Raw genomic sequence first — 21,123 nt, forward strand, 5'->3', positions numbered from 1 at the left:
TTTGATAATGAAACACAAACCATCTTATTTTTGGAAGCTTAGAGAAATCAGGGTGATCGTATGGCAAAAGATAAAATTTTAACTGCCGAAGAAGTGGTTGAGCAGGCTGGTCAATACATGAATCACGAAGACCTGGGGTTTATCCGCAGGGCTTTTGAGTTTGCCAACCGTGCACATAGCGAGCAGTATCGTAAATCGGGAGAACCCTATATTATTCATCCTATACAAGTTGCCGGTATTTTAGTTAATTTAGAAATGGATCCTGAAACGATAGCAGGCGGCTTTCTTCATGACGTAGTCGAAGATACTGATTTTACATTGGTAGATATAGAGGAGAAGTTCGGGGAAGAAGTCTCCATGCTTGTCGATGGTGTTACAAAATTAGGAAAAATTAAATATAAATCAAAAGAAGCACAGCAGGCTGAGAACCATAGGAAAATGTTTGTGGCCATGGCAAAAGACATGAGGGTTATTTTAATAAAATTAGCTGATCGGCTGCACAACATGCGCACTCTTAAGCATTTACCCTCTGAAAAGCAGCGGAGAATATCTAATGAAACTTTGGAAATCTTTGCCCCGCTAGCCCATCGACTTGGTATTTCAACAATCAAGTGGGAGCTTGAAGATACGGCATTAAGATATTTAAATCCTCAGCAGTATTATCGTATCGTGCATTTAATGAAGCAGAAACGGAATGAACGCGAATATTATATTGATGATGTCATGAATGAAATCAGCACACAGTTAAAAGATGTCAATATAGATGCCGATTTAAATGGAAGACCCAAGCACTTATATAGTATTTATCGCAAAATGGTACTGCAGAATAAGCAATTTAATGAGATTTATGACCTTTTAGCTGTACGTATACTTGTAAACAGTATTAAAGACTGCTATGCCGTGTTAGGTATTATTCACACATGCTGGAAACCGATGCCTGGTCGTTTTAAAGATTATATTGCGATGCCGAAACCTAACTTGTATCAGTCGCTTCATACGACTGTAATCGGCCCGAAGGGGGACCCGCTTGAAGTCCAGATCCGCACTCACGAAATGCATGAGATAGCTGAATATGGGATAGCGGCACACTGGGCTTATAAAGAAGGGAGACAGGCTTCAACTCATTCCTTTGAAGAGAAATTAACCTGGTTTAGAGAAATCCTTGATTCTCAAAGTGAAACTCATGACGCAGAAGAATTTATGGAATCTCTTAAAGTAGACCTTTTCTCCGATATGGTATATGTTTTTACACCAAAAGGGGAGGTAGTCGAGCTCCCTTCTGGTTCTGTCCCTATTGATTTTGCCTATCGTATTCACACAGAAGTTGGTAATCAGACGATTGGGGCTAAGGTGAATGGGAAAATGGAGCCGCTTGATTATAAGCTGAATACCGGCGATATTGTTGAAATGATGACATCGAAGCATTCTTATGGTCCGTCCAAGGACTGGATTAAGCTTGCTCAAACTTCGCAGGCTAAGAATAAAATTAAACAGTTCTTCAAACGCCAGCGTAAAGAAGAGAATATTGTAAAAGGTAAGGAACTTGTTGAAAAAGAAATCCGTAATATGGGTCTTCAGCCGAAGGAAGTTTTTATTTCTGAGAATTTAGACCGGGTTTCTGAGAAGTTTAACTTTGCAAACGAAGAAGATATGTTTGCTGCCGTCGGATATCAGGGTATAACGGCTTCCCAGATAGCGACCCGTCTAACAGAGAAACTGCGAAAACAAATTCAGAAAGAACAAGACTTAGAACAGACGCTGGCGGATGTTTCTACGACTGAAATAAAAACATCTTCGTCCAGAGGGAAGAAAGACTCAGGTGTCCGTGTTGAAGGAGTCGATAATCTACTGGTCCGTTTGTCAAAATGCTGCAATCCTGTCCCCGGCGATAAGATTGTCGGGTACATTACGAAAGGAAGAGGGGTCTCCGTTCATAGAGCTGACTGTCCTAATGTGCAGACAGAAGAAGCGGAAGCCAGACTTTTACCTGTTTACTGGGAAAAAGGACCAAGTGACACGAAGCAGTATCATGTGGACCTCGAGATATGGGGGTATGACCGCCGCGGCTTACTAAATGAAGTGCTTCAGGCGGTAAATGAAACAAAAACGAATATCACTGCGGTGTCCGGTAAATCGGATCGTAATAAGATGGCCACTATTCATATCACAATTCTAATTCAAAATACTGATCATTTAAGAAAAATTGTTGAACGAATTAAGCAGATTCATGACGTGTATACGGTGCGCCGCGTGATGCAGTAAACGGAGGAATAAATGTGAAAGCAGTAGTCCAGCGTGCAGCTGAAGCAAGTGTAACGGTAAACGGAGAAGTAATAGGAGAAATCAGCCATGGTCTTGTTATACTGCTTGGCGTAACTCATGATGATACAGCGGAAGATGCCCGCTACTTAGCTTCTAAAATTCCTCATCTCCGAATATTTGAAGATGATGAAGGTAAATTAAACCTATCATTAAAAGATGTGGATGGGGAGCTTTTGTCTATTTCTCAATTTACTCTTTACGGGGATACTCGAAAAGGAAGAAGACCTAATTTTATGAAGGCTGCTAACCCTTCTGAAGCAGATGAGCTTTATAACAAGTTTAATCAACTTGTACGGGAAGAAGGGGTACAAGTCGAGACCGGCAGTTTTGGAGAAATGATGGATGTACATTTAATCAACAGCGGACCTGTTACCTTAATTTTAGATAGTAAAGATCGTTAAATGAGGCTGGGAAAAAATGAATAAAGCAAAAAATAATCCGAACGATTCCAATGAAAGCAGTTCGGATTATTTATGTGCCGGGAAAGTTTTTTTACCATCGCTCCGTCAAAATTCGCTTTCCGTGGACCCAGCGGGGCTTAAGCCCGCGCTGTTCCCATAGAAGTCTTGAGCATTTTGACTACGCTGATGATATGCGTTTAACTATTAAAATTTTATTGTTCGTTTTTGACATCATCGTTAAATTATCTCTAAGTTTCCCTTTATTTGAAATATGAGATTAATCCATTTGCTATACCCTGACTCGCTTTTGACTGATAGCCTGACGTTTTCACTGTTTTTACCTCATCAGCATCTGAGATGAAACCTAACTCGACCATAATTGATGGTTTTTTGTTATAGCGGATGACATGGAAATTGCCCTGCTTTATGCCGCGGTCTCTTAATCCTGTAGCTTGTGTGACTCCAGATTGAACGTTTGAAGCTAATGTTCTTGTATTCGAGCTGTAAAAATAAGTGTTAATTCCTGAAGCCTTAATAGTTTGAGGTACACTATTATAATGAACACTAATAAATGCGTCTCCCTTTGCTGCATTGGATAATGCAGTTCTGGCAGAAAGAGATAGGTAAGAATCATTTGATCTTGTCATGACTACTTCTGCACCATTTTGCTCGAGGGTGAATTTAAGCTTTTTAGCAGTTTGCAATGTCAGCGTCTTTTCATATGTTCCGCTGTGTCCTACAGCTCCCGGATCAAATCCTCCGTGCCCGGCATCCACTACAATCGTTTTACCGTTGAGATGAGAAGAAGAAACCGGGGTTGGTTTGGATGAATCGCTCTCATCCACGATCCAGCCTGCTACATAAGCCTCGCTGCCTTTATAAGAAATCTTATACCATTTTCCTTCCTTGCTGACTACGTCGAACTGATCGCCTTGACCTGCCCGTCCAAGTACTTTGTGCCCGGTCGAGGGGCCGGATCTAATATTTGTTGCATTGTATTGAAGTGTTACCTTCGATTTAGTTCCTGAAGCACTTTCATCAGATGAAGCATCACCTGACCTTGAGACCAGCCAGCCAGCTATCCATCCGGTTTTGCTTCCATCCAGCTTGATCTTATACCAGCCTTGTTTTTCGTCAATATACTCAAAGCTGCTGCCTTTTCTCACTTGCTTAAGGATTGAACTATTAGTCGTTGCCTCACTCCTTACATTTAAAACCGCAGTGGCAACCTTAACTTCCCCAAGTGATGAAGGACGGCTTGAAGCAGTATCATCCTTTGGTGTATCGGTGTTGTATGTACCTAAATAATCTTTATGTACCCAACCTGAGGAACCTTTAGAGCGCTCAATCTTTACCCAATCTCCTGATTCACCGACTTTAGTTACTTTCTCATCTTTCATTAAATAACCAAGTACGCCTCCACTCAAACTACCTTTTGAACGAACCCTTAAATAATCAACTTTAGATTGTACAGTTTCGTCCTGCTTAATTTGGATAAGCCAGTCTGCTACCCAGCCAGTCTTGTTGTTCCATTTAATTTCTACCCAGTCTCCTCTTTGATCAACTATAGAAAAGGATTCATTCTTTTGAACCTTACCTATTACAGAATTTGACAGACCAGGACCGGTCCTTACGTTCAAATTGTCGACTTGAACATTTGCTGTGTCAGCATGGGCTGTAGCGGGAATCATCCAAAATAAGCCGGCCAATATAAACAAAATTGACAGCCAGCCTTTCATAATATTACATCCACCTCCATTTTTTTAATGCTTATAACCATTCGACAAAAAAAGTGTTATCCCTTCTTTTTTTGCAAAAAAATTCCTGCACTGAATTCTTTTATTTAAACTTGACATAACACAGTTACAAACCTTATGATAGAATTCATATTCTAAATGAACCGATAAAACCAATGAAGAGAAAAGTAATTTGGTTATTTGTGTACAAAGAGAAGAAATGCCTCAGGCTGAAAGCATTTCCTGCACGATACAGATGAAAGACATCTCTTAGGTATCCTATTGAACAGCTCAAGCTCAGTAAATAGGGTCGCAGGCAGGCGTTAATTGCTTTTAAAGTGGAGGCGGAAACGTCTCAATTAGGGTGGCAACGCGGGATAAAACTCCCGTCCCTTTCTAGTCAGTGATTAGAAAGGGACGGGAGTTTTTTGTTGATATTATTCAGGTGCTGATAAGGAGGAAATAAACATGAGAGGTCCTAGAGGAACTCAAGATATATTACCGGGAACATCAGAAAAATGGCAGTATGTCGAACAAAAATTAATCGATATTTGCAGGCGCTACAACTACAAAGAAATTCGAACACCGATATTTGAGCATACCGAATTGTTTCAGAGGGGTGTCGGTGATAGTACAGATATTGTCCAGAAGGAAATGTATACCTTTGAAGATCGAGGTGGAAGAAGTGTTACTCTGCGTCCAGAAGGGACAGCGTCTACTGTTAGGTCGTTTGTTCAAAATAAATTATTTGGACTGCCAAATCAGCCGACTAAGCTGTTTTATATCGGTCCTATGTTTCGTTATGAGAGGCCGCAGCAAGGAAGATTAAGACAGTTTGTACAGTTTGGGATAGAAGCACTCGGAAGCAATGATCCTTCAGTGGACGCGGAAGTCATGGCCCTTGCAATGAGTGCTTATGAAGAAATGGGTTTAAAATCTTTAAAGCTTGTCATAAATAGTTTAGGCGATAGAGAAAGCAGGGAAGCTCATAAAAATGCTCTTATTCAACACTTTACTCCATATCGAGAAGAACTTTGCTCAGATTGTCAGGTTCGTCTAGATCATAATCCGCTGAGGGTGCTCGACTGTAAAAAAGACAGAGAGCATCACGCTATGAGTTCTGCTCCTTCCATTTTAGAGTATTTAAATGAAACATCTCTTGAGTATTTTGAAAAAGTGAAAGCTTATTTAGATGAAATGGGAATCCCTTATGAAGTGGATGCTAACTTAGTCCGCGGATTGGACTATTACAATCATACTGCCTTTGAAATAATGAGCGAGGCTGAAGGATTTGGAGCAATTACGACATTAAGCGGCGGAGGCCGTTACAATGGTCTGGTGGAAGAAATCGGAGGGCCGGTAACGTCAGGTATCGGATTTGCCTTAAGTATAGAACGTTTGCTTATGGCACTGGAGGCAGAAGGAGCAGACCTGCCTTTGGAAGATTCTCTGGACGTTTACATTGTCGCTTTAGGAGAGACATCTGAAAAAGAAGCTGTAAATTTAACCTATCAATTAAGGCAATCTGGCGTCCAGGTGGATAAGGATTACCTTCAAAGAAAAATGAAAGGTCAATTTAAAGCAGCCGACCGCTTGAATGCTCGTTATGTAGTCGTGCTTGGAGAACGAGAATTAGAGCAAGGTTCTGTATCTGTTAAAGATATGAGTTCTGGTGAACAAATGGAACTGCCTTTAAAGCAGGTTATTCAATACTTTAAACAAAAGCTGGCAGGAGGGGAAGAATGATGGAAAGAATACATTGCGGCACATTACGTCCATCAGACAAAGGTGAACACGTTAAGTTAAATGGATGGGTTCAAAAAAGACGCGATCTCGGTGGATTGATTTTTATTGATTTGAGGGACCGGTCAGGTTTCGTACAAATCGTGTTTAACCCCGATGAATCATCTGAAGCATTAAAGATAGCAGAGGACATTCGCAGTGAGTACGTCATTGAAGTTACCGGCAAGGTAGTGATTCGCGATGACAGTACCGTTAATCCCAATATGGCAACTGGGGAAATTGAAGTACTGGCCCAGAATATTAAAGTATTAAATAAAGCCAAGACTCCACCATTTATGATTGAAGAAAATTCAGAAGTTGCAGAAGACATTCGTTTAAAATATCGATACCTGGATTTAAGACGCAAAGAAATGCAGGAAACTTTTAAGCTTCGTCATCAAACTACGCAGGTGATGCGTAATTTTCTAAACGAAGAAGGATATTTAGAAATGGAAACGCCCATGCTGACTAAAAGCACGCCTGAAGGAGCGAGAGACTACCTCGTCCCCAGCCGTGTACATGAGGGCGAGTTTTATGCTCTTCCACAATCTCCCCAATTGTTTAAACAAATGCTGATGATGGGAGGATTTGAGAAATATTACCAAATTGCCCGTTGTTTTCGAGATGAAGATTTACGAGCAGACCGCCAGCCTGAGTTCACTCAAGTAGATATTGAGACGTCATTTATGTCAATGGAAGAGATTATGGCCATGACAGAAAGAATGATGAAAAAGGTAATGAATGAAGTAAAAGGAATTGACGTGGCTTCTCCATTTCAACGAATGCCTTATGACGAGGCGATGGAGCGTTTTGGTTCAGACAAGCCGGATACGCGTTTTGGATTAGAGTTGATTACTCTTTCTGAAATAGTGAAAGACTCTGGCTTTAAAGTGTTCAGTAGTGCGGTAGCTTCCGGTGGGAAAGTAAGCGGCTTAAATGTAAAAGGTGAAGCTGAATCATTTTCAAGAAAAGATATTGATAAACTGACAGACGATGTGAAAGTTTATGGTGCTAAAGGATTAGCATGGCTGAAGGTAAAAGCAGGAGAACTGAATGGTCCCATCGCAAAGTTTTTCTCGGAAGAGGAAGCTACTGAATTAATGACAGCTATGAATGCTGAAGACGGCGACTTACTTCTATTTGTTGCCGATAAAACATCGGTCGTTTATGACAGTTTAGGTGCATTAAGGCTGAAATTAGGAAGGGCTCTAAATTTGATTGATCCTTCTAAATTTAACTTCCTCTGGGTAACGGAGTGGCCGTTATTTGAATATGACGAGGAAGCAGGCAGGTATTTTGCTGCTCACCATCCATTTACGATGCCTGCCGGGGGAGAGGTAAGTCAAATTATTGATAACCCAGCGGAGGCTAGAGCTGAGGCTTACGATATTGTACTCAACGGTTATGAATTAGGCGGAGGTTCGCTGCGTATATATGAAAAAGAGATGCAGGACCGCATGTTTGAAGCGTTAGGCTTTTCTAAAGAGGAAGCAGACGAACAGTTTGGATTTTTGCTTGAGGCCCTGGAATACGGTACGCCGCCCCATGGAGGGATCGCTTTAGGCTTTGACCGTTTTATTATGCTGCTGTCTGGTAGAACAAACTTAAGGGATACGATTCTTTTCCCTAAAACGGCTTCTGCGCAGGATCCGTTAACAGATGCACCTGGACATGTAAGTGAATCGCAGTTAGATGAACTGAATTTACAATTAAAAAATAAAAAACGGGACAGAAGTATTAGAGAGAATTCATCTCCTCATGCTTGATTAGAAAAAAAAATTATGCTATGATTTGATTACAAAATAATAAACCAATCCTGATGTGTACGTTGTTCGAATGTACGTTTTGACCGAACATTATTGAGACGGGAGCCTGACGTCTTCACACGGAATGCAAGCCTCTTTATTACATTCAGAGGACGCAAGAAATGTGAAGCAAGGCACCCACCTGCCTGGAGCGGGTTCAAAACTCATGATGCAACGGCACAATTGGGATTGGTTTTTTGTTTTATATGTGAAAGAAAGTGCGAGCTTATTAAGCTCGCACTTTCTATTTTGCCAGGTGCTCCAGATTGCCGTTTTTCTCCATTCTAAAGAATGGTTTATTCATCACATCTTGTTCTTCAAACATCGTCATTTTTCTAGCACGGTCCATTATGGAAATAAATGCTTGATAATCTTCTTTTAATGAATCTAGTTGAGTTTGAAGCTTCTGATTCGTTTGGTTAAGGATGTAATTTTCTTCCTCCAGCTTTTGAACTTCTTTATTTAACTCTGACTGATCATGATCGCTTGACTGTAAAGCCTGTAAAAAGGAAATTACTTGAGATAAATCAGTAATAGATTCCTTCGTTTCCTGTGTTCCTTGAGTTTCTTGTTGAACAGCGACAGGTTGTTGAGGCTCGGAGTGTTTCTTTACTACCGGCTGTGCAAAAGCTGCTTCACTGCGTTTCTTTTCTTTTCTTTGCTTTTTAGCGAGTTCAACTGCCTGTTCGTATTTCTGGCGGATTTCTGCATTCCACCTGAATCCGCAAGCGGCTGAGGTACGATTGAGCACATCTCCAACTTCATCAAACGCTCTTAACTGGGTACTGCCTTCACGGATGTGACGGAGTACAGTTTCAGCTAATAATAAATCATCTTCATGAGACCAGGCGTCTTGTCTTACCTTTGGCATAATAACCCTCCTGTTGAACTATTAGAACAATAGTTTGTCAGATTTGCTACTATTGTGACCAAAGCAGACAAAGAATATACTTCATTACGATTTTTGTTGGTTAATTTTATCAAATACCTGCTTTAAAGCTTGTTCGAATTTTCCTGTGGTTTTAGGTTCATAGTAATTGGCGTTCTTTAATTTATCTGGTAAGTATTGCTGATCAATCCATGCGTTTGGATAGTTGTGAGGATATTTATATTCTGTGCCTCGTCCCAGAGACGCTGCTCCTTTATAATGAGAATCTTTCAAATGTAACGGAACATCACCGCTCTTTCCTGTACGTAAATCTGCAAGGGCAGCATCTAGAGCTTTATAAGCACTGTTCGATTTAGGTGATAAAGCCAGCTCTGTAACTGCATTCGCCAGAGGAATACGCGCTTCCGGAAACCCTAACCTTTCTGCAGCTTCTACTGCAGCTAACGCCCTTGGCCCCGCCTGGGGATTGGCTAATCCGATATCTTCATAAGCAATAACTACCATTCGGCGTGCAATACTATCAAGGTCGCCCGCTTCAATCAGGCGTGCAAGGTAATGAAGAGATGCATTGACATCACTTCCTCTGATTGACTTTTGAAAAGCGGATAGCACATCATAATGTGCATCTCCTTCCTTATCGTGAGAGAAACTTTTCTTCTGCATGCATTCTTCAGCAGAAGACAAATTGATAATAATGATCCCTTCTTCATTTTCGGGAGTCGAGAAAGCAGCCAGTTCGAGACCGTTTAACGCAGCTCTTAGATCACCGTTAGCACTGAGGGCTATATGTTCAAGTGCTTCATCAGTAATTTCGATAGAGATGCGTCCTAAACCGTCATCTTTATCTTTTAAAGCCTTATATATGGCTTCTTTAATATCTTCTTCCTCCAAACGGTAAAGCTCAAATAGATGACAACGGCTCCGTATAGCAGGGTTAATGGAATGAAATGGATTGCTTGTTGTACATCCGATCATAGTCAGGCGGTTACTTTCTAAGTGAGGAAGTAAAAAGTCCTGCTTTGCCTTATCGAGACGATGAACTTCATCGAGTATAAGTACCATTTCCCCGTGCATTTTTGCTTCTTCCACAACGATTTCCATATCTTTTTTCTTATCAATTACGGCATTAAGCATTTTAAAGGGAAGATTTAAGTGCTTGGCCAGAGCGGTTGCCATAGATGTCTTTCCGGTACCAGGAGGACCGAAAAGGATCATTGAAGCTAATCGTTCAGCTTTAACCATTCGATTTATTGTTTTTCCTTCTGAAACTAAATGTTTTTGCCCGATAATATCTTGTATAGATGAGGGTCTCATCCGATAGGCTAGAGGTTGAATGCTCATTAAGGGGAAAAGCTCCTTTACATAGGTAATCATGTTAAGGGTATGCCGAAAGCTATTAAAATGCAAGAGAGTTGCTATTCATGCTATAATAGCGTTTGGTATAATGGAGTAAGGAGAGCTCAGGTATGAAAAATGATCGGTTGAATCGCCCGATTATGGGGCTGCGCTGGTCTTTTTTTATTGCAGGGTTAGTGATTTTAGGATTTGGTATATCATTAACGATGCAAGTCAGAGACTTCGGCATAGGGCCCTGGGATGTATTTCACTATGGATTGTACGAACAGTTTGGCCTAACAGTAGGGTCATGGTCTATTATTGCCGGGATTGTAATTGTTGTCGTTAGTTCGATTGCAAGAAAACAAATACCGCAAATTGGCACAATATTAAATATGGTAATGATAGGCGTTTTTATAGACTTTTTTAATTGGATATTACCAGAGCCCGAGTGGCTTGTTTCAAAAATAGCTGTGTTTGTAATGGGAACGATTATAACTGCTATAGGAATTGGAGTGTACGTTGCTCCTTCTATTGGAGCCGGTCCTAGAGACAGTCTAATGTTATTATTAACAGATTGGCTCCAATGGAAGGTATCGACTGTCCGAAATGGAATTGAAATTACTGTTGCTCTGGCTGGCTGGCTTTTAGGAGGCCCAGTAGGAGCTGGAACAATATTTATTGCTTTATTCCTCGGATCACTTGTCGGCTATTCTCTTCCATTGTCAAAACAACTTTTGAACTTCTTAATAAGGAAAGGTGAAAGGTATGAAAATATCTACGAAGGGTCGTTACGGCCTAACCATAATGATCGAATTGGCTAGAAAGCATGGCGATGGTCCAATTTCATTAAAACAGATTGCTAGAGATAACGAGTTATCAGAGCATTATTTGGAACAGCTGATTGCACCGCTGAGAAATGCAAGTTTAGTCAAAAGTGTGCGTGGAGCTTACGGGGGTTATATGCTTACTAAAGCCCCGCATGAAATTACCGCCGGCGATGTTATCAGAGTCCTGGAAGGTCCTATAACGCCAGTTGAAGGCATTGAAGATGAAGAACCGGCGAAGCAGGCTTTATGGAAAAGGGTTAGAGATGCAGTAAAAGATGTATTAGATACAACGACATTAGAAGATTTAAAGGATCACGTGGATGATCAAACGCAAGATGCATACATGTTCTATATTTAATTTGGGGAGGTGGAGAAGATGGACTCTATTTATTTAGACCATGCGGCAGCCACTCCTATTCATCCAGAAGTTATAGATGTTATTACTACGGTCTCTAAAGAAACATTTGGAAATCCATCAAGTGTTCATCTTTATGGAAGAAAGTCCCGGAAGCTTTTAGATGAAGCGAGAAGGACAGTGGCTGAAAGTATAAATGCCGATGATAAAGAAATTATATTTACAAGTGGAGGCACCGAAGCCGATAATTTAGCAATTATTGGAACTGCTATGGCCAATCAGCATAAGGGCAGACATATCATTACTACCCGGATTGAGCATCATGCTTCTTTACATGCTGCAGAGTACCTTGAGCATCAAGGCTTTGAGGTGGATTATTTACCGGTTTATGAAAACGGCCGCGTTAAATTAGAAGACCTAAAAAGATTGTTGAGAGAGGATACCATTCTTGTCTCAGTAATGATGGTAAATAATGAGACAGGTGTAATTCAGCCTATTCAGGAACTGAGTGAGTTAACTCGAGATCATCAGGCTTGCTTTCACTCTGATATTGTTCAGGCATTTGGGTTGTATGAAATCGATACTCAGAAGCTGCCCGTTGACTTACTTGCTGTTTCCAGCCATAAGATTAGCGGTCCTAAAGGGACTGGGTTTCTCTATATGAGAGAAGGTACCGCCCTTCAAGCTCTTCAGCATGGCGGTGAGCAGGAACGAAAACGACGAGCAGGTACAGAAAATGTTCCTAGTGTGGCAGGTTTTGAAAAAGCTGTAAAAATAATGGGTGAAGTACGGGAGGAAAAACTCAAAGCTTACCAACGTTACAGAGATACCTTCTTAAAAACCTTACAAGATGAAGCGGTCAACTTTTCAATAAATGGTGTCAAAGAAATGAGCGCACCTTCTATTATTAATTTAAGCTTTCCAGGCATGAATGTGGAAACGCTGCTTACTAATTTTGATTTATCAGGAATTGCCGCTTCCAGCGGTAGTGCTTGTACCGCTGGGTCTGTAGAGCCCTCCCATGTATTATCGGAAATGTATGGAACGGAAGATGAAAGGACAACGAATTCGATAAGATTCAGCTTCGGCATGGCCAACCATGAAGAACAGATGGTTGAATCTGGAAGAAGAATCAGTCAAATTATTCGAAGACTGAGTTAAGGAAGGTGAACTAAAATGAAAGAACCAAAAGATACACGTGTCGTTGTGGGTATGAGCGGGGGCGTTGATTCTTCGGTTTCTGCTCTGATGCTTAAAGAACAAGGTTATGATGTGGTCGGTATATTTATGAAGAACTGGGACGACACCGATGAGAACGGGGTATGTACAGCAACTGAAGATTATGAAGATGTCATACGGGTCTGCAACCAACTGGATATACCTTATTACGCTGTAAACTTTGAAAAACAGTACTGGGATAAAGTATTTACGTACTTCCTTGATGAATATAAAGCCGGGAGAACGCCTAATCCGGATGTCATGTGTAATAAAGAAATTAAGTTTAAAGCCTTCATGGATCATGCTCTAGCATTAGGAGCAGATTACCTGGCGACAGGTCATTATGCGCAGGTTCGTGAAGTGGATGGAACGTTTGAAATGCTGCGGGGTGTAGATAACAATAAAGATCAAACGTACTTCTTAAATCAGTTGTCACAAGACGTGCTTTCAAAAGTCATGTTTCCGCTTGGACATCTCGAGAAGAAAGAAGTAAGGAGACTGGCTGAGGAAGCAGGTTTAGCGACAGCTAAGAAAAAAGATTCTACCGGAATCTGTTTCATAGGTGAGCGTAATTTCAAAGAATTTCTAAGTGAATATATTCCTGCCCAGCCTGGAACGATGCAGACCCTTGATGGTGAAGTAAAGGGAGAGCATGATGGTCTTATGTATTATACTTTAGGCCAAAGACAAGGTTTAGGGATTGGTGGAGCTGGAGAGCCGTGGTTTGTAGTAGGAAAAAATGTAGAAGATAACGTCCTTTATGTAGGGCAGGGCTACCACCATGAAGCTCTTTATTCTGAAGGTCTGATTGCTGTTGAAGCGAACTGGACAAGCGGGAAAGCTCCTGAAGGATCATTTGAATGTACAGCAAAATTTCGTTACCGTCAGGATGACAGTAAGGTTACTGTTACACCTGGGGCCGATGGCACTTATTTAGTTACATTTCATGAACGTGAGCGGGCGGTCACCCCCGGTCAGGCTGTCGTCTTCTATCACAGAGAAGTCTGCCTGGGCGGTGCAACGATTGACAAGGTGGTTAAAGAAAACAAATCGCTTGATTATGTAGGGTGATAATAAAGAAGAAGGCCATGTCCAGTTTGTGATGGGCATGGCTGTTTTAAGTAGGAGGAGTATAATGGATAAACTTGAGAAGGCAATCAGTCATATGCAAAAGCAGGAGTTTGAAGAAGCTACGAAGCTTTTTACTGAAGCAATTGAAGAAAACCCAAACGAACCGGTAGGATATATTAACTTTGGTAACCTGCTGATACATCTAAATGAATTCAACCGGGCGGAACGATTTTTTAGTAAAGCCATCGAGTTAGATGATAAGGCGGCAACTGCTTACTATGGACTTGGGAATGTATATTACGAACAAGAAAATTATACAAAAGCCCAAAGCCAATTTTTACTTGCTATTGAAAAAGGCCTGGATGAAGCTGACGCATACTTTATGTTAGGGATGACGTTTATTCATCAGGAATATGTCAAACTGGCTCTCCCTTATTTGCTGCGTGCATCTGAGCTGGAACCGGATGATGTAGATATTCAGTTTCAATATGGGCTTTGTTTAGCACAGAATGGTCAGGTAGAAGGTGCTGAAGAAGTGATGAACACTGTGCTACAATTAGAGGAAAATCATAGTGATGCGTATTACAACCTTGGAGTAGTGGCTCTTCATAAAGAAGATGCATCCACAGCTCTTGATTATTTTAATAAAGCTTTGGAATGTAATGATGAGCACATGCTGGCTGCTCATGGCAAAGCTCAAATTGAGCAAGCTTTAAACGGTGAATAAAAGCAAAGGAGCAGCGTGAAAATGGATGAACGAACGCTTTTTTCTGACACAATTAAAGAGGAACCCCGGTATGTTAAAGGGGAACTAAACCGGATGATCTTTCATAATGAAGGGGAGCACTTTTCCATTGCTTCTATAAATGTCACCGAGACAAATGAAGATTTTTCGGAAAAAAGCTTAGTCATCAAGGGACATTTTGCTCCTTTAGAGGATGGAGAAACCTATTACTTCCAAGGGGAATTCCAGGAGCATAAGAAGTTCGGAAAACAGTATCAAGTAGAATACTATCAGCGGATTATGCCAGAAACAAAGGATGGACTGATCGTCTATTTATCGAGCGATTTGTTTCACGGAATAGGAAAGAAAACAGCAGAGCGGATTGTGGATCAACTAGGAGAGCAGGCGATATCCAGGATTTTGCAGAATCCTGAGGCATTAGATCAAATACCAAAACTTTCTAAAGAAAAGAAGCAGCAGCTGATCGATTCTCTTAAGGAGCATCAGGGCTTTGAGCATGTAATGATTCAACTTAATAAATATGGATTCGGTTTGAAGCTTTCACAAAAAATATATGAAGCATTTAAGGATCAGACTTTATCTATTATCGAAGAGGATCCTTATCAGCTCGTGTTTAATGTTGATGGGTTCGGTTTTCATCGGGCCGATGAGATAGCTGTGGTTCAAGAGCTGCCTGAGAACCACCCTACTCGAATAAGAGCGGCCTGCCTTTATGTATTGCAGCAAAGCTTATCCACAGGACATGTTTATCTGCCCACTAAAGATTGCCTGCTTCAAGTAGATCAATTATTAAATAACGGTTCAAACCAGGGAATTTCCTTTGATGAGCTCTCTAAACAAATGATTGAACTCGCAGAGGCCCGGTATGTTTTTATAGAGGAAGAACGAGTTTATCTTCCTTCTCTTTATCATGCAGAAAATGGATTTTGTCACCAATTAGAGCGATTAACTGAAAGTGAAATAGAGGTAGGTTATACCCAGGCTGATCTATTGAAGATTATAGGTGACGTGGAAGAGCAGGAAAGCATGAGCTATGGTGAAGACCAGTTTAATGCTATTGAAAAAGCTCTCCACTCTCAAGTTATGATTTTAACGGGAGGTCCCGGAACGGGAAAAACAACTGTCATTAAAGGGATCATTCAGGCTTATGCTAAGCTTAATGACTTATCAGCTGACCCGGGTGATTATGATCAGGGAGAGCCTTTTTCCTTCGTATTAGCAGCTCCAACAGGGAGAGCTGCCAAACGAATGACGGAATCGACAGGGCTGCCATCGAGTACGATTCATAGACTCCTTGGCTGGGATGGGCATCAAAGTTTTGATAAAAATCACAATAATCAATTGGAGGGAAAGCTGCTCATTATTGATGAGTTTTCTATGGTGGATATTTGGCTGGCCAACCAGCTGTTCCGTGCTATTCCTTCTGACATGCAGGTTCTAATTGTGGGAGATGAAGATCAGCTGCCTTCTGTTGGTCCCGGCCAGGTACTCACAGACTTATTAAAATCTGAATTTATTCCCTCTACTCAATTAAAAGAGGTGTACAGACAGAAGGAAGGTTCAAGAATCATACAGCTTGCTCATGAGATTAAAAATAATCAGTGCCATGCCGGCTCGCTTCACAAAGATAAAGATTTTAATTTTATAAAAGCGGGGGATCAGCAGGTTAAAGGATTAGTTACTAATATTGTCAAGAAGGCTGTAGATAAAGGAATTGATCTTCGCGAAGTACAAGTTTTAGCGCCTATGTACCGTACAGATGTCGGAATACACAAACTGAATGAAGAGCTGCAGAATGTAATTAATCCTAAAAGCAGACAAAAAAGAGACCTGACCTTTAAAGAGACGACGTTTCGAAAGGGCGATAAAGTTATTCAGCTTGTGAATCAGCCTGAAGATAACGTTTTTAATGGGGATATTGGAGAGATCGCCGCAATTTTCAGGGCAGAAGAGAATATCGATCAGGTAGAACAGGTTGTAGTGGAGTACGATGGAAAAGAGGTTGTCTACCCTAAGAAAGACTTAAATAATATTATGCATGCTTATTGTACCTCAATCCATAAATCTCAAGGTAGTGAGTTTTCAGTGGTCATTCTTCCTGTCGTAAGAGGGTTTCGAAGAATGCTGAGAAAGAATCTATTATATACGGCGATAACGAGGTCGAAGCACTCATTAATAATATGCGGGGATGAGCAGGCTTTTCTTGAAGGTGTTAAGACAACGGATACGAATCTGAGATTCACTGCGCTTGCAGAGAAGCTTCAGGGGGAGGAAATACCTGACATCCCGGAAGAGGAAGAAGAGGCAGAACTATCACCTTATGACTTTATGTAAGGTATAAATTGGCATTTATGAGGACAGACTAGCAAAAAAAGGAGTCTGACTTATGAAATGTCCAAACTGTAATAGTAAAAACCTTGGCCGTATAGGAAATGACCATTATTATTGCTGGAATTGTTGTTTGGAGCTTTCGGTAGACAAAGGTAAAATTAATATTAATCAAATTGAAGAAGATGGAAGCTTAAGTTCATTAAATGATATCTTTTACCAATCAGGTTCATAATGAATAAACGCTTAATCAAATGGGGAATACGTTTATCCATCTTTTTCGTAATTTTATTAATGCTGCTGTTTCTAGCATGGCTGTTTCCTCATTACGACCATGTCGTACTGTTGATTGGAAGAATTTTTCTGCCGTTTGTTTTATCTATAGTTCTGGCCATGCTTCTCCATCCGCTGGTGCACAATTTAGAGGAGTTGGGTTTAAGTCGAATCCTCTCTATTTTACTCATATTTCTTGCCTTTTTTTTGCTGATTGGATATGGAGTATATAAAGGCTATCCCCACTTGGTACAGCAGATTAAACTGTTAAATGAACAACTGCCGCACTTAATCGAAGCTTATGAGCGGTGGACAAAAGAAATGTATGAACAAACTGAACGGTTTCCTGATGGTATTCATGATCGTTTGGAGGAAAGCTTCGCTAAACTGGAAGCATGGATGGATGCACGGTTAATGAGCATTATAACAGGAATGAGCGGCTTGTTTAACGTTATTATCCTAATTGCCGTGATCCCTGTTATGACATTTTATTTTTTAAAAGATCATCACTACATTATGAATGCGATGCTCTGTCTCATACCACGTAAATGGAAAAGGGAAGCTGTCCACCTTACAAAAAAATTAAATCAGTCACTGGGCGGTTATATCAGGGGACAGCTGTTAATCAGTTTGTTCGTAGGGGTACTGGCTACTCTAGGTTTCTGGGCGGCAGGTCTGCCTTATCCTTTGGTGCTTGGAGTGATCGCCGGCATAACTAATATAATTCCTTACTTCGGCCCACTAATAGGCGCTGTTCCTGCTCTAATTGTGGCCGTCACTCTTTCAGTCAAAGCGTTAATAATTACTGTTGCCGCAATAGTAATTATCCAGATGATTGAAGGCAATCTGCTATCCCCCTACATCATGGGCAAAAGCATTCACACACACCCTTTATTGATTATCTTTGCTTTACTGGCAGGCGGTGAATTGGCTGGTATAGCTGGAATGGTACTGGCGGTTCCTGTACTAACTTGTCTTAAAGTAATTTTGGAAGAATTTTATCAGGCCAGGCTGAACGTTGACAGATAATCTCATATTATCTATAATGACGCTATCTATAACTATATGAACGCTGAATTAATACGAAGACGGAACTGAGTAAACAATAAGCGGATTACAGAGAGACTTCTCCTAAGGCTGAAAGAGAGTCATCGAGCATTGTTGAAAGCTATTCCCGAGTGCGGTTAACGTCCGCCGGTTTCACGTACCGTTACAAGCGTTAGAGGTGATAGACAGTATGTCTATAATCAGGGTGGTACCGCGGAATATAATCCCGTCCCTGCCATAGTGCAGGGGCGGGTTTTTTGTGTTCATAATGAAATATTAATATTAAATAGGAGGTCAATAAACATGAAATCATTAACTTCAGCAGATGTAAGACAGATGTTTTTAGATTTTTTCAAAGAGAAAGGACATGGTGTGGAGCCGAGTGCGTCACTAGTGCCCCATGAGGACCCTTCTTTATTATGGATTAACAGCGGAGTTGCTACATTAAAAAAATATTTTGATGGACGGGTTATTCCTGAAAACCCCAGAATCGTAAACGCCCAAAAATCAATTCGTACTAACGACATTGAGAATGTTGGTTTTACTGCCAGGCACCATACATTTTTTGAGATGCTTGGAAATTTTTCAATCGGTGATTATTTTAAAGAAGAAGCGATTGAATGGGGATGGGAGTTTCTGACGAATCCTAAGTGGATTGGGTTTGAGGAAGAAAAACTATCCGTTACCGTTCATCCTGAGGATGATGAGGCCTTCTCCATTTGGAAAGACAAAATTGGTGTGCCTGAAGAGCGAATTATTCGTCTTGAAGAGAACTTCTGGGACATTGGTGAAGGACCAAGCGGGCCAAATACAGAAATCTTCTATGATCGTGGAGAAAAGTATGGAAATGACCCGCAGGATCCTGAGCTCTATCCAGGGGGAGAGAATGAACGTTATTTAGAGATATGGAACTTAGTCTTCTCTCAATTCAACCATAATCCCGATGATACCTATACCCCGCTTCCAAAGAAAAACATTGATACAGGTTTGGGGCTTGAGCGAATGGTGTGTGTGATTCAGGATACACCGACAAACTTTGAAACCGACTTGTTTCTGCCTATTATTAAAGCCACAGAATCGATCTCAGGAAGAACGTATGAGGAAAGTATGGAACAGGATTCAGCTTTTAAAGTCATTGCCGACCATATGCGAACAGTAAGTTTCGCCGTCAGTGACGGTGCACTGCCATCCAATGAAGGAAGAGGATATGTATTAAGACGACTTCTCCGGCGCGCAGTCCGCTTTGCTAAACAACTGGGAATAGATGAGCCTTTTATGTATAAGCTTGTCCCGGAAGTAGCAGAAATTATGGAGGATTTTTACCCTGAAATTGGCAGGAAGCAAGAATTTATTCAAAACGTCATAAAAACTGAAGAGGAACGCTTCCATGAAACTTTAAACGAAGGTCTTGCGATTTTATCTAATATTATGAAGCAGGAAACAGAAAAGGGAAGCAATGTTTTCCCTGGTAAAGAAGTTTTCCGTTTATATGATACGTTTGGTTTTCCAAAAGAATTAACAGATGAATATGTATCAGAAGCCGGTTTTACGATTGATGAAGAAGGCTTTCAGGAAGAGATGTCCAAACAGCGTGAACGGGCAAGAAGTGCACGTCAGAAATCAGATAGTATGCAAATCCAATCCGGTGTTTTGGGTGATGTTCACGTAGATAGCAAATTCATCGGGTATGATCGTTTAGCTGCTGACAGCTGTGTGGCAGAGTTAATTAATGACAATGAATTTAGTGATTCTGCTGCTCCTGGTGAGACAGTATATTTCTTCCTTGATCAGACACCGTTCTATGCTGAGAGTGGCGGACAAATTTCCGATAAAGGAATCGTCGAGAACGAAAGTGTAACTTTAGAGGTTACCAATGTGCAGACCGCACCTAACGGGCAGAATATGCACGAAGCTGTCGTAAAAGAAGGAACTATACACAAGGGGGACAAAGTTCATGCCGCTGTAAACAGGGAAACGCGCTCTTATATAGTAAAAAACCATACAGCCACCCACCTGCTTCATCAAGCCCTGAAAGATGTTCTTGGAGATCATGTGAATCAGGCAGGATCACTTGTAGCACCTGATCGTTTGCGATTTGACTTTTCTCACTTTAGCTCACTGACTGATGAAGATATAAATAAAATTGAAAGAATAGTAAATGAAAAAATTTGGTCGTCCATTCCTGTAGGCATTGAATATAACAGTCTGGATGAAGCTAAAGAAAAAGGAGCCATGGCACTCTTTGGAGAAAAATATGGATCTCAGGTCCGTGTCGTGCAAATTGGGGACTACAGCCTGGAACTCTGTGGAGGCTGTCACGTTTCAAACACAGCTGAAATTGGCATGTTTAAACTAGTTAGTGAAGCGGGAATTGGGGCAGGAACAAGAAGAATTGAAGCTGTTACCGGCAAAGGAGCCTATGAATATACAAGTCAGAAGGAAGCGGTTCTTAAAGAAACTGGCGTGTTGTTGAAAACACGGCCGGAACAAGTGCCTGAGAGAGTGCAGGCTCTTTACAAAGATATGAAAGACCTTCAGCGTGAAAACGATTCTCTTTCCGCTAAGCTTTCGAACATGGAAGCTTCCTCCATTTTAAACGAAATTGAAGAAGTGGATGGAGTAAATGTGCTGGCCAAACAAGTAGAAGTTAAAGATATGAATGCTTTAAGGTCAATGATGGATGACTTAAAGCAGCAGCTGGATTCGGGAATACTTTTACTGGCTGCGGCTAATGGCGGAAAAGTTCAGCTCATTGCGGGAGTTACTAATGATTTAATCGATAAAGGCTATCACGCCGGTCACTTAATTAAAGAAGCTGCTTCAATATGTGGAGGAGGTGGTGGAGGCCGCCCTGATATGGCTCAAGCCGGTGGTAAGGATTCATCTAAGATCACTGATGCTCTTAATTACGCTAAAGAATACGTTAAGCAGAATGACTAGTTTTTACAAACTGTTCAAATTAAGTATATAATAGAACAAAGACTAA

The 21,123-nt window shown here is 41.0% G+C and carries 16 protein-coding genes, 1 other RNA gene and 2 other annotated features; of the genes, 14 read left to right on the forward strand and 3 right to left on the reverse strand.

Annotated elements, in window-relative coordinates; translation table 11 throughout:
• Positions 1-60: 60 nt before the first annotated feature.
• Together LF822_RS01280 and dtd are read left to right on the forward strand one after the other, a co-directional pair.
• The gene (locus LF822_RS01280; protein WP_253922152.1) at positions 61-2,262 is read left to right on the forward strand and encodes a RelA/SpoT family protein; all 2,202 of its coding nucleotides are present in this window, start codon (positions 61-63) and stop codon (positions 2,260-2,262) included.
• A 14-nt stretch (positions 2,263-2,276) separates the two neighbouring features.
• Positions 2,277-2,723 (forward strand): D-aminoacyl-tRNA deacylase, encoded by a 447-nt coding sequence (gene dtd / locus LF822_RS01285; RefSeq protein ID WP_253922153.1) that lies wholly within the window; start codon positions 2,277-2,279, stop codon positions 2,721-2,723.
• 260 nt (positions 2,724-2,983) lie between these two features.
• Here the strand turns inward: dtd and LF822_RS01290 are convergent, their stop codons facing one another.
• Entirely contained in the window at positions 2,984-4,462 is a 1,479-nt protein-coding gene (locus LF822_RS01290) for an N-acetylmuramoyl-L-alanine amidase family protein (protein ID WP_253922154.1), read from the reverse strand.
• 164 nt (positions 4,463-4,626) lie between these two features.
• Positions 4,627-4,856, forward strand: a binding site (T-box leader).
• Positions 4,857-4,927: 71 nt separating this feature from the next.
• Here LF822_RS01290 and hisS point away from each other — a divergent pair.
• The 3 genes from hisS to ssrS all read left to right on the forward strand — a co-directional run bounded on the left by hisS (position 4,928) and on the right by ssrS (position 8,240).
• Positions 4,928-6,205 carry a histidine--tRNA ligase gene (gene hisS, locus LF822_RS01295; protein ID WP_256521334.1) on the forward strand — a complete coding sequence of 426 codons (1,278 nt, stop codon included), beginning with the start codon at positions 4,928-4,930 and terminating at the stop codon, positions 6,203-6,205.
• The gene (gene aspS / locus LF822_RS01300) at positions 6,202-8,007 is read left to right on the forward strand and encodes an aspartate--tRNA ligase (RefSeq protein ID WP_253922155.1); all 1,806 of its coding nucleotides are present in this window, start codon (positions 6,202-6,204) and stop codon (positions 8,005-8,007) included. Before hisS ends, aspS begins: the two co-directional genes overlap by 4 nt.
• A gap of 44 nt (positions 8,008-8,051) precedes the next feature.
• A non-coding RNA gene (gene ssrS / locus LF822_RS01305) (6S RNA) lies at positions 8,052-8,240 on the forward strand.
• Positions 8,241-8,290: 50 nt separating this feature from the next.
• Here ssrS and LF822_RS01310 read toward each other — a convergent pair.
• Both LF822_RS01310 and LF822_RS01315 read right to left on the reverse strand, forming a co-directional pair.
• Positions 8,291-8,917, reverse strand: a complete 627-nt coding sequence (locus LF822_RS01310) for an RsfA family transcriptional regulator (RefSeq protein WP_253922156.1) — start codon at positions 8,915-8,917, stop codon at positions 8,291-8,293.
• Positions 8,918-9,001: 84 nt separating this feature from the next.
• On the reverse strand, positions 9,002-10,276 hold the full coding sequence (locus tag LF822_RS01315; RefSeq protein ID WP_253922157.1) for a replication-associated recombination protein A: 1,275 nt from the start codon (positions 10,274-10,276) through the stop codon (positions 9,002-9,004).
• A 125-nt stretch (positions 10,277-10,401) separates the two neighbouring features.
• Between LF822_RS01315 and LF822_RS01320 the strand changes: the two genes are divergently transcribed.
• The 9 genes from LF822_RS01320 (at position 10,402) to alaS (ending at position 21,077) form a co-directional block, all read left to right on the forward strand.
• Positions 10,402-11,094 carry a YczE/YyaS/YitT family protein gene (locus LF822_RS01320; protein ID WP_253922158.1) on the forward strand — a complete coding sequence of 231 codons (693 nt, stop codon included), beginning with the start codon at positions 10,402-10,404 and terminating at the stop codon, positions 11,092-11,094.
• A complete protein-coding gene (gene cymR, locus LF822_RS01325; protein WP_253922159.1) occupies positions 11,039-11,458 on the forward strand; it encodes a cysteine metabolism transcriptional regulator CymR in 420 nt (139 codons plus the stop codon). Before LF822_RS01320 ends, cymR begins: the two co-directional genes overlap by 56 nt.
• 18 nt (positions 11,459-11,476) lie before the next feature.
• A complete protein-coding gene (locus LF822_RS01330; protein ID WP_253922160.1) occupies positions 11,477-12,616 on the forward strand; it encodes a cysteine desulfurase family protein in 1,140 nt (379 codons plus the stop codon).
• A 15-nt stretch (positions 12,617-12,631) separates the two neighbouring features.
• A complete protein-coding gene (gene mnmA, locus LF822_RS01335; RefSeq protein WP_253922161.1) occupies positions 12,632-13,744 on the forward strand; it encodes a tRNA 2-thiouridine(34) synthase MnmA in 1,113 nt (370 codons plus the stop codon).
• A gap of 64 nt (positions 13,745-13,808) precedes the next feature.
• Complete coding sequence (locus LF822_RS01340; protein WP_253922162.1) at positions 13,809-14,471, forward strand: tetratricopeptide repeat protein; 663 nt, start codon at positions 13,809-13,811, stop codon at positions 14,469-14,471.
• Positions 14,472-14,492: 21 nt separating this feature from the next.
• Positions 14,493-16,823 (forward strand): SF1B family DNA helicase RecD2, encoded by a 2,331-nt coding sequence (gene recD2, locus LF822_RS01345; protein WP_253922163.1) that lies wholly within the window; start codon positions 14,493-14,495, stop codon positions 16,821-16,823.
• Between the two features lie 52 nt (positions 16,824-16,875).
• The gene (locus tag LF822_RS01350; protein WP_253922164.1) at positions 16,876-17,052 is read left to right on the forward strand and encodes a hypothetical protein; all 177 of its coding nucleotides are present in this window, start codon (positions 16,876-16,878) and stop codon (positions 17,050-17,052) included.
• Positions 17,052-18,119 carry an AI-2E family transporter gene (locus LF822_RS01355; RefSeq protein ID WP_253922165.1) on the forward strand — a complete coding sequence of 356 codons (1,068 nt, stop codon included), beginning with the start codon at positions 17,052-17,054 and terminating at the stop codon, positions 18,117-18,119. Before LF822_RS01350 ends, LF822_RS01355 begins: the two co-directional genes overlap by 1 nt.
• A 47-nt stretch (positions 18,120-18,166) precedes the next feature.
• Positions 18,167-18,374, forward strand: a binding site (T-box leader).
• A gap of 66 nt (positions 18,375-18,440) precedes the next feature.
• Complete coding sequence (gene alaS / locus LF822_RS01360; protein ID WP_253922166.1) at positions 18,441-21,077, forward strand: alanine--tRNA ligase; 2,637 nt, start codon at positions 18,441-18,443, stop codon at positions 21,075-21,077.
• Positions 21,078-21,123 lie beyond the last annotated feature (46 nt).

This window comes from Halobacillus sp. A5, assembly GCF_024189315.1.
Lineage (GTDB): Bacteria > Bacillota > Bacilli > Bacillales > Halobacillaceae > Halobacillus_A.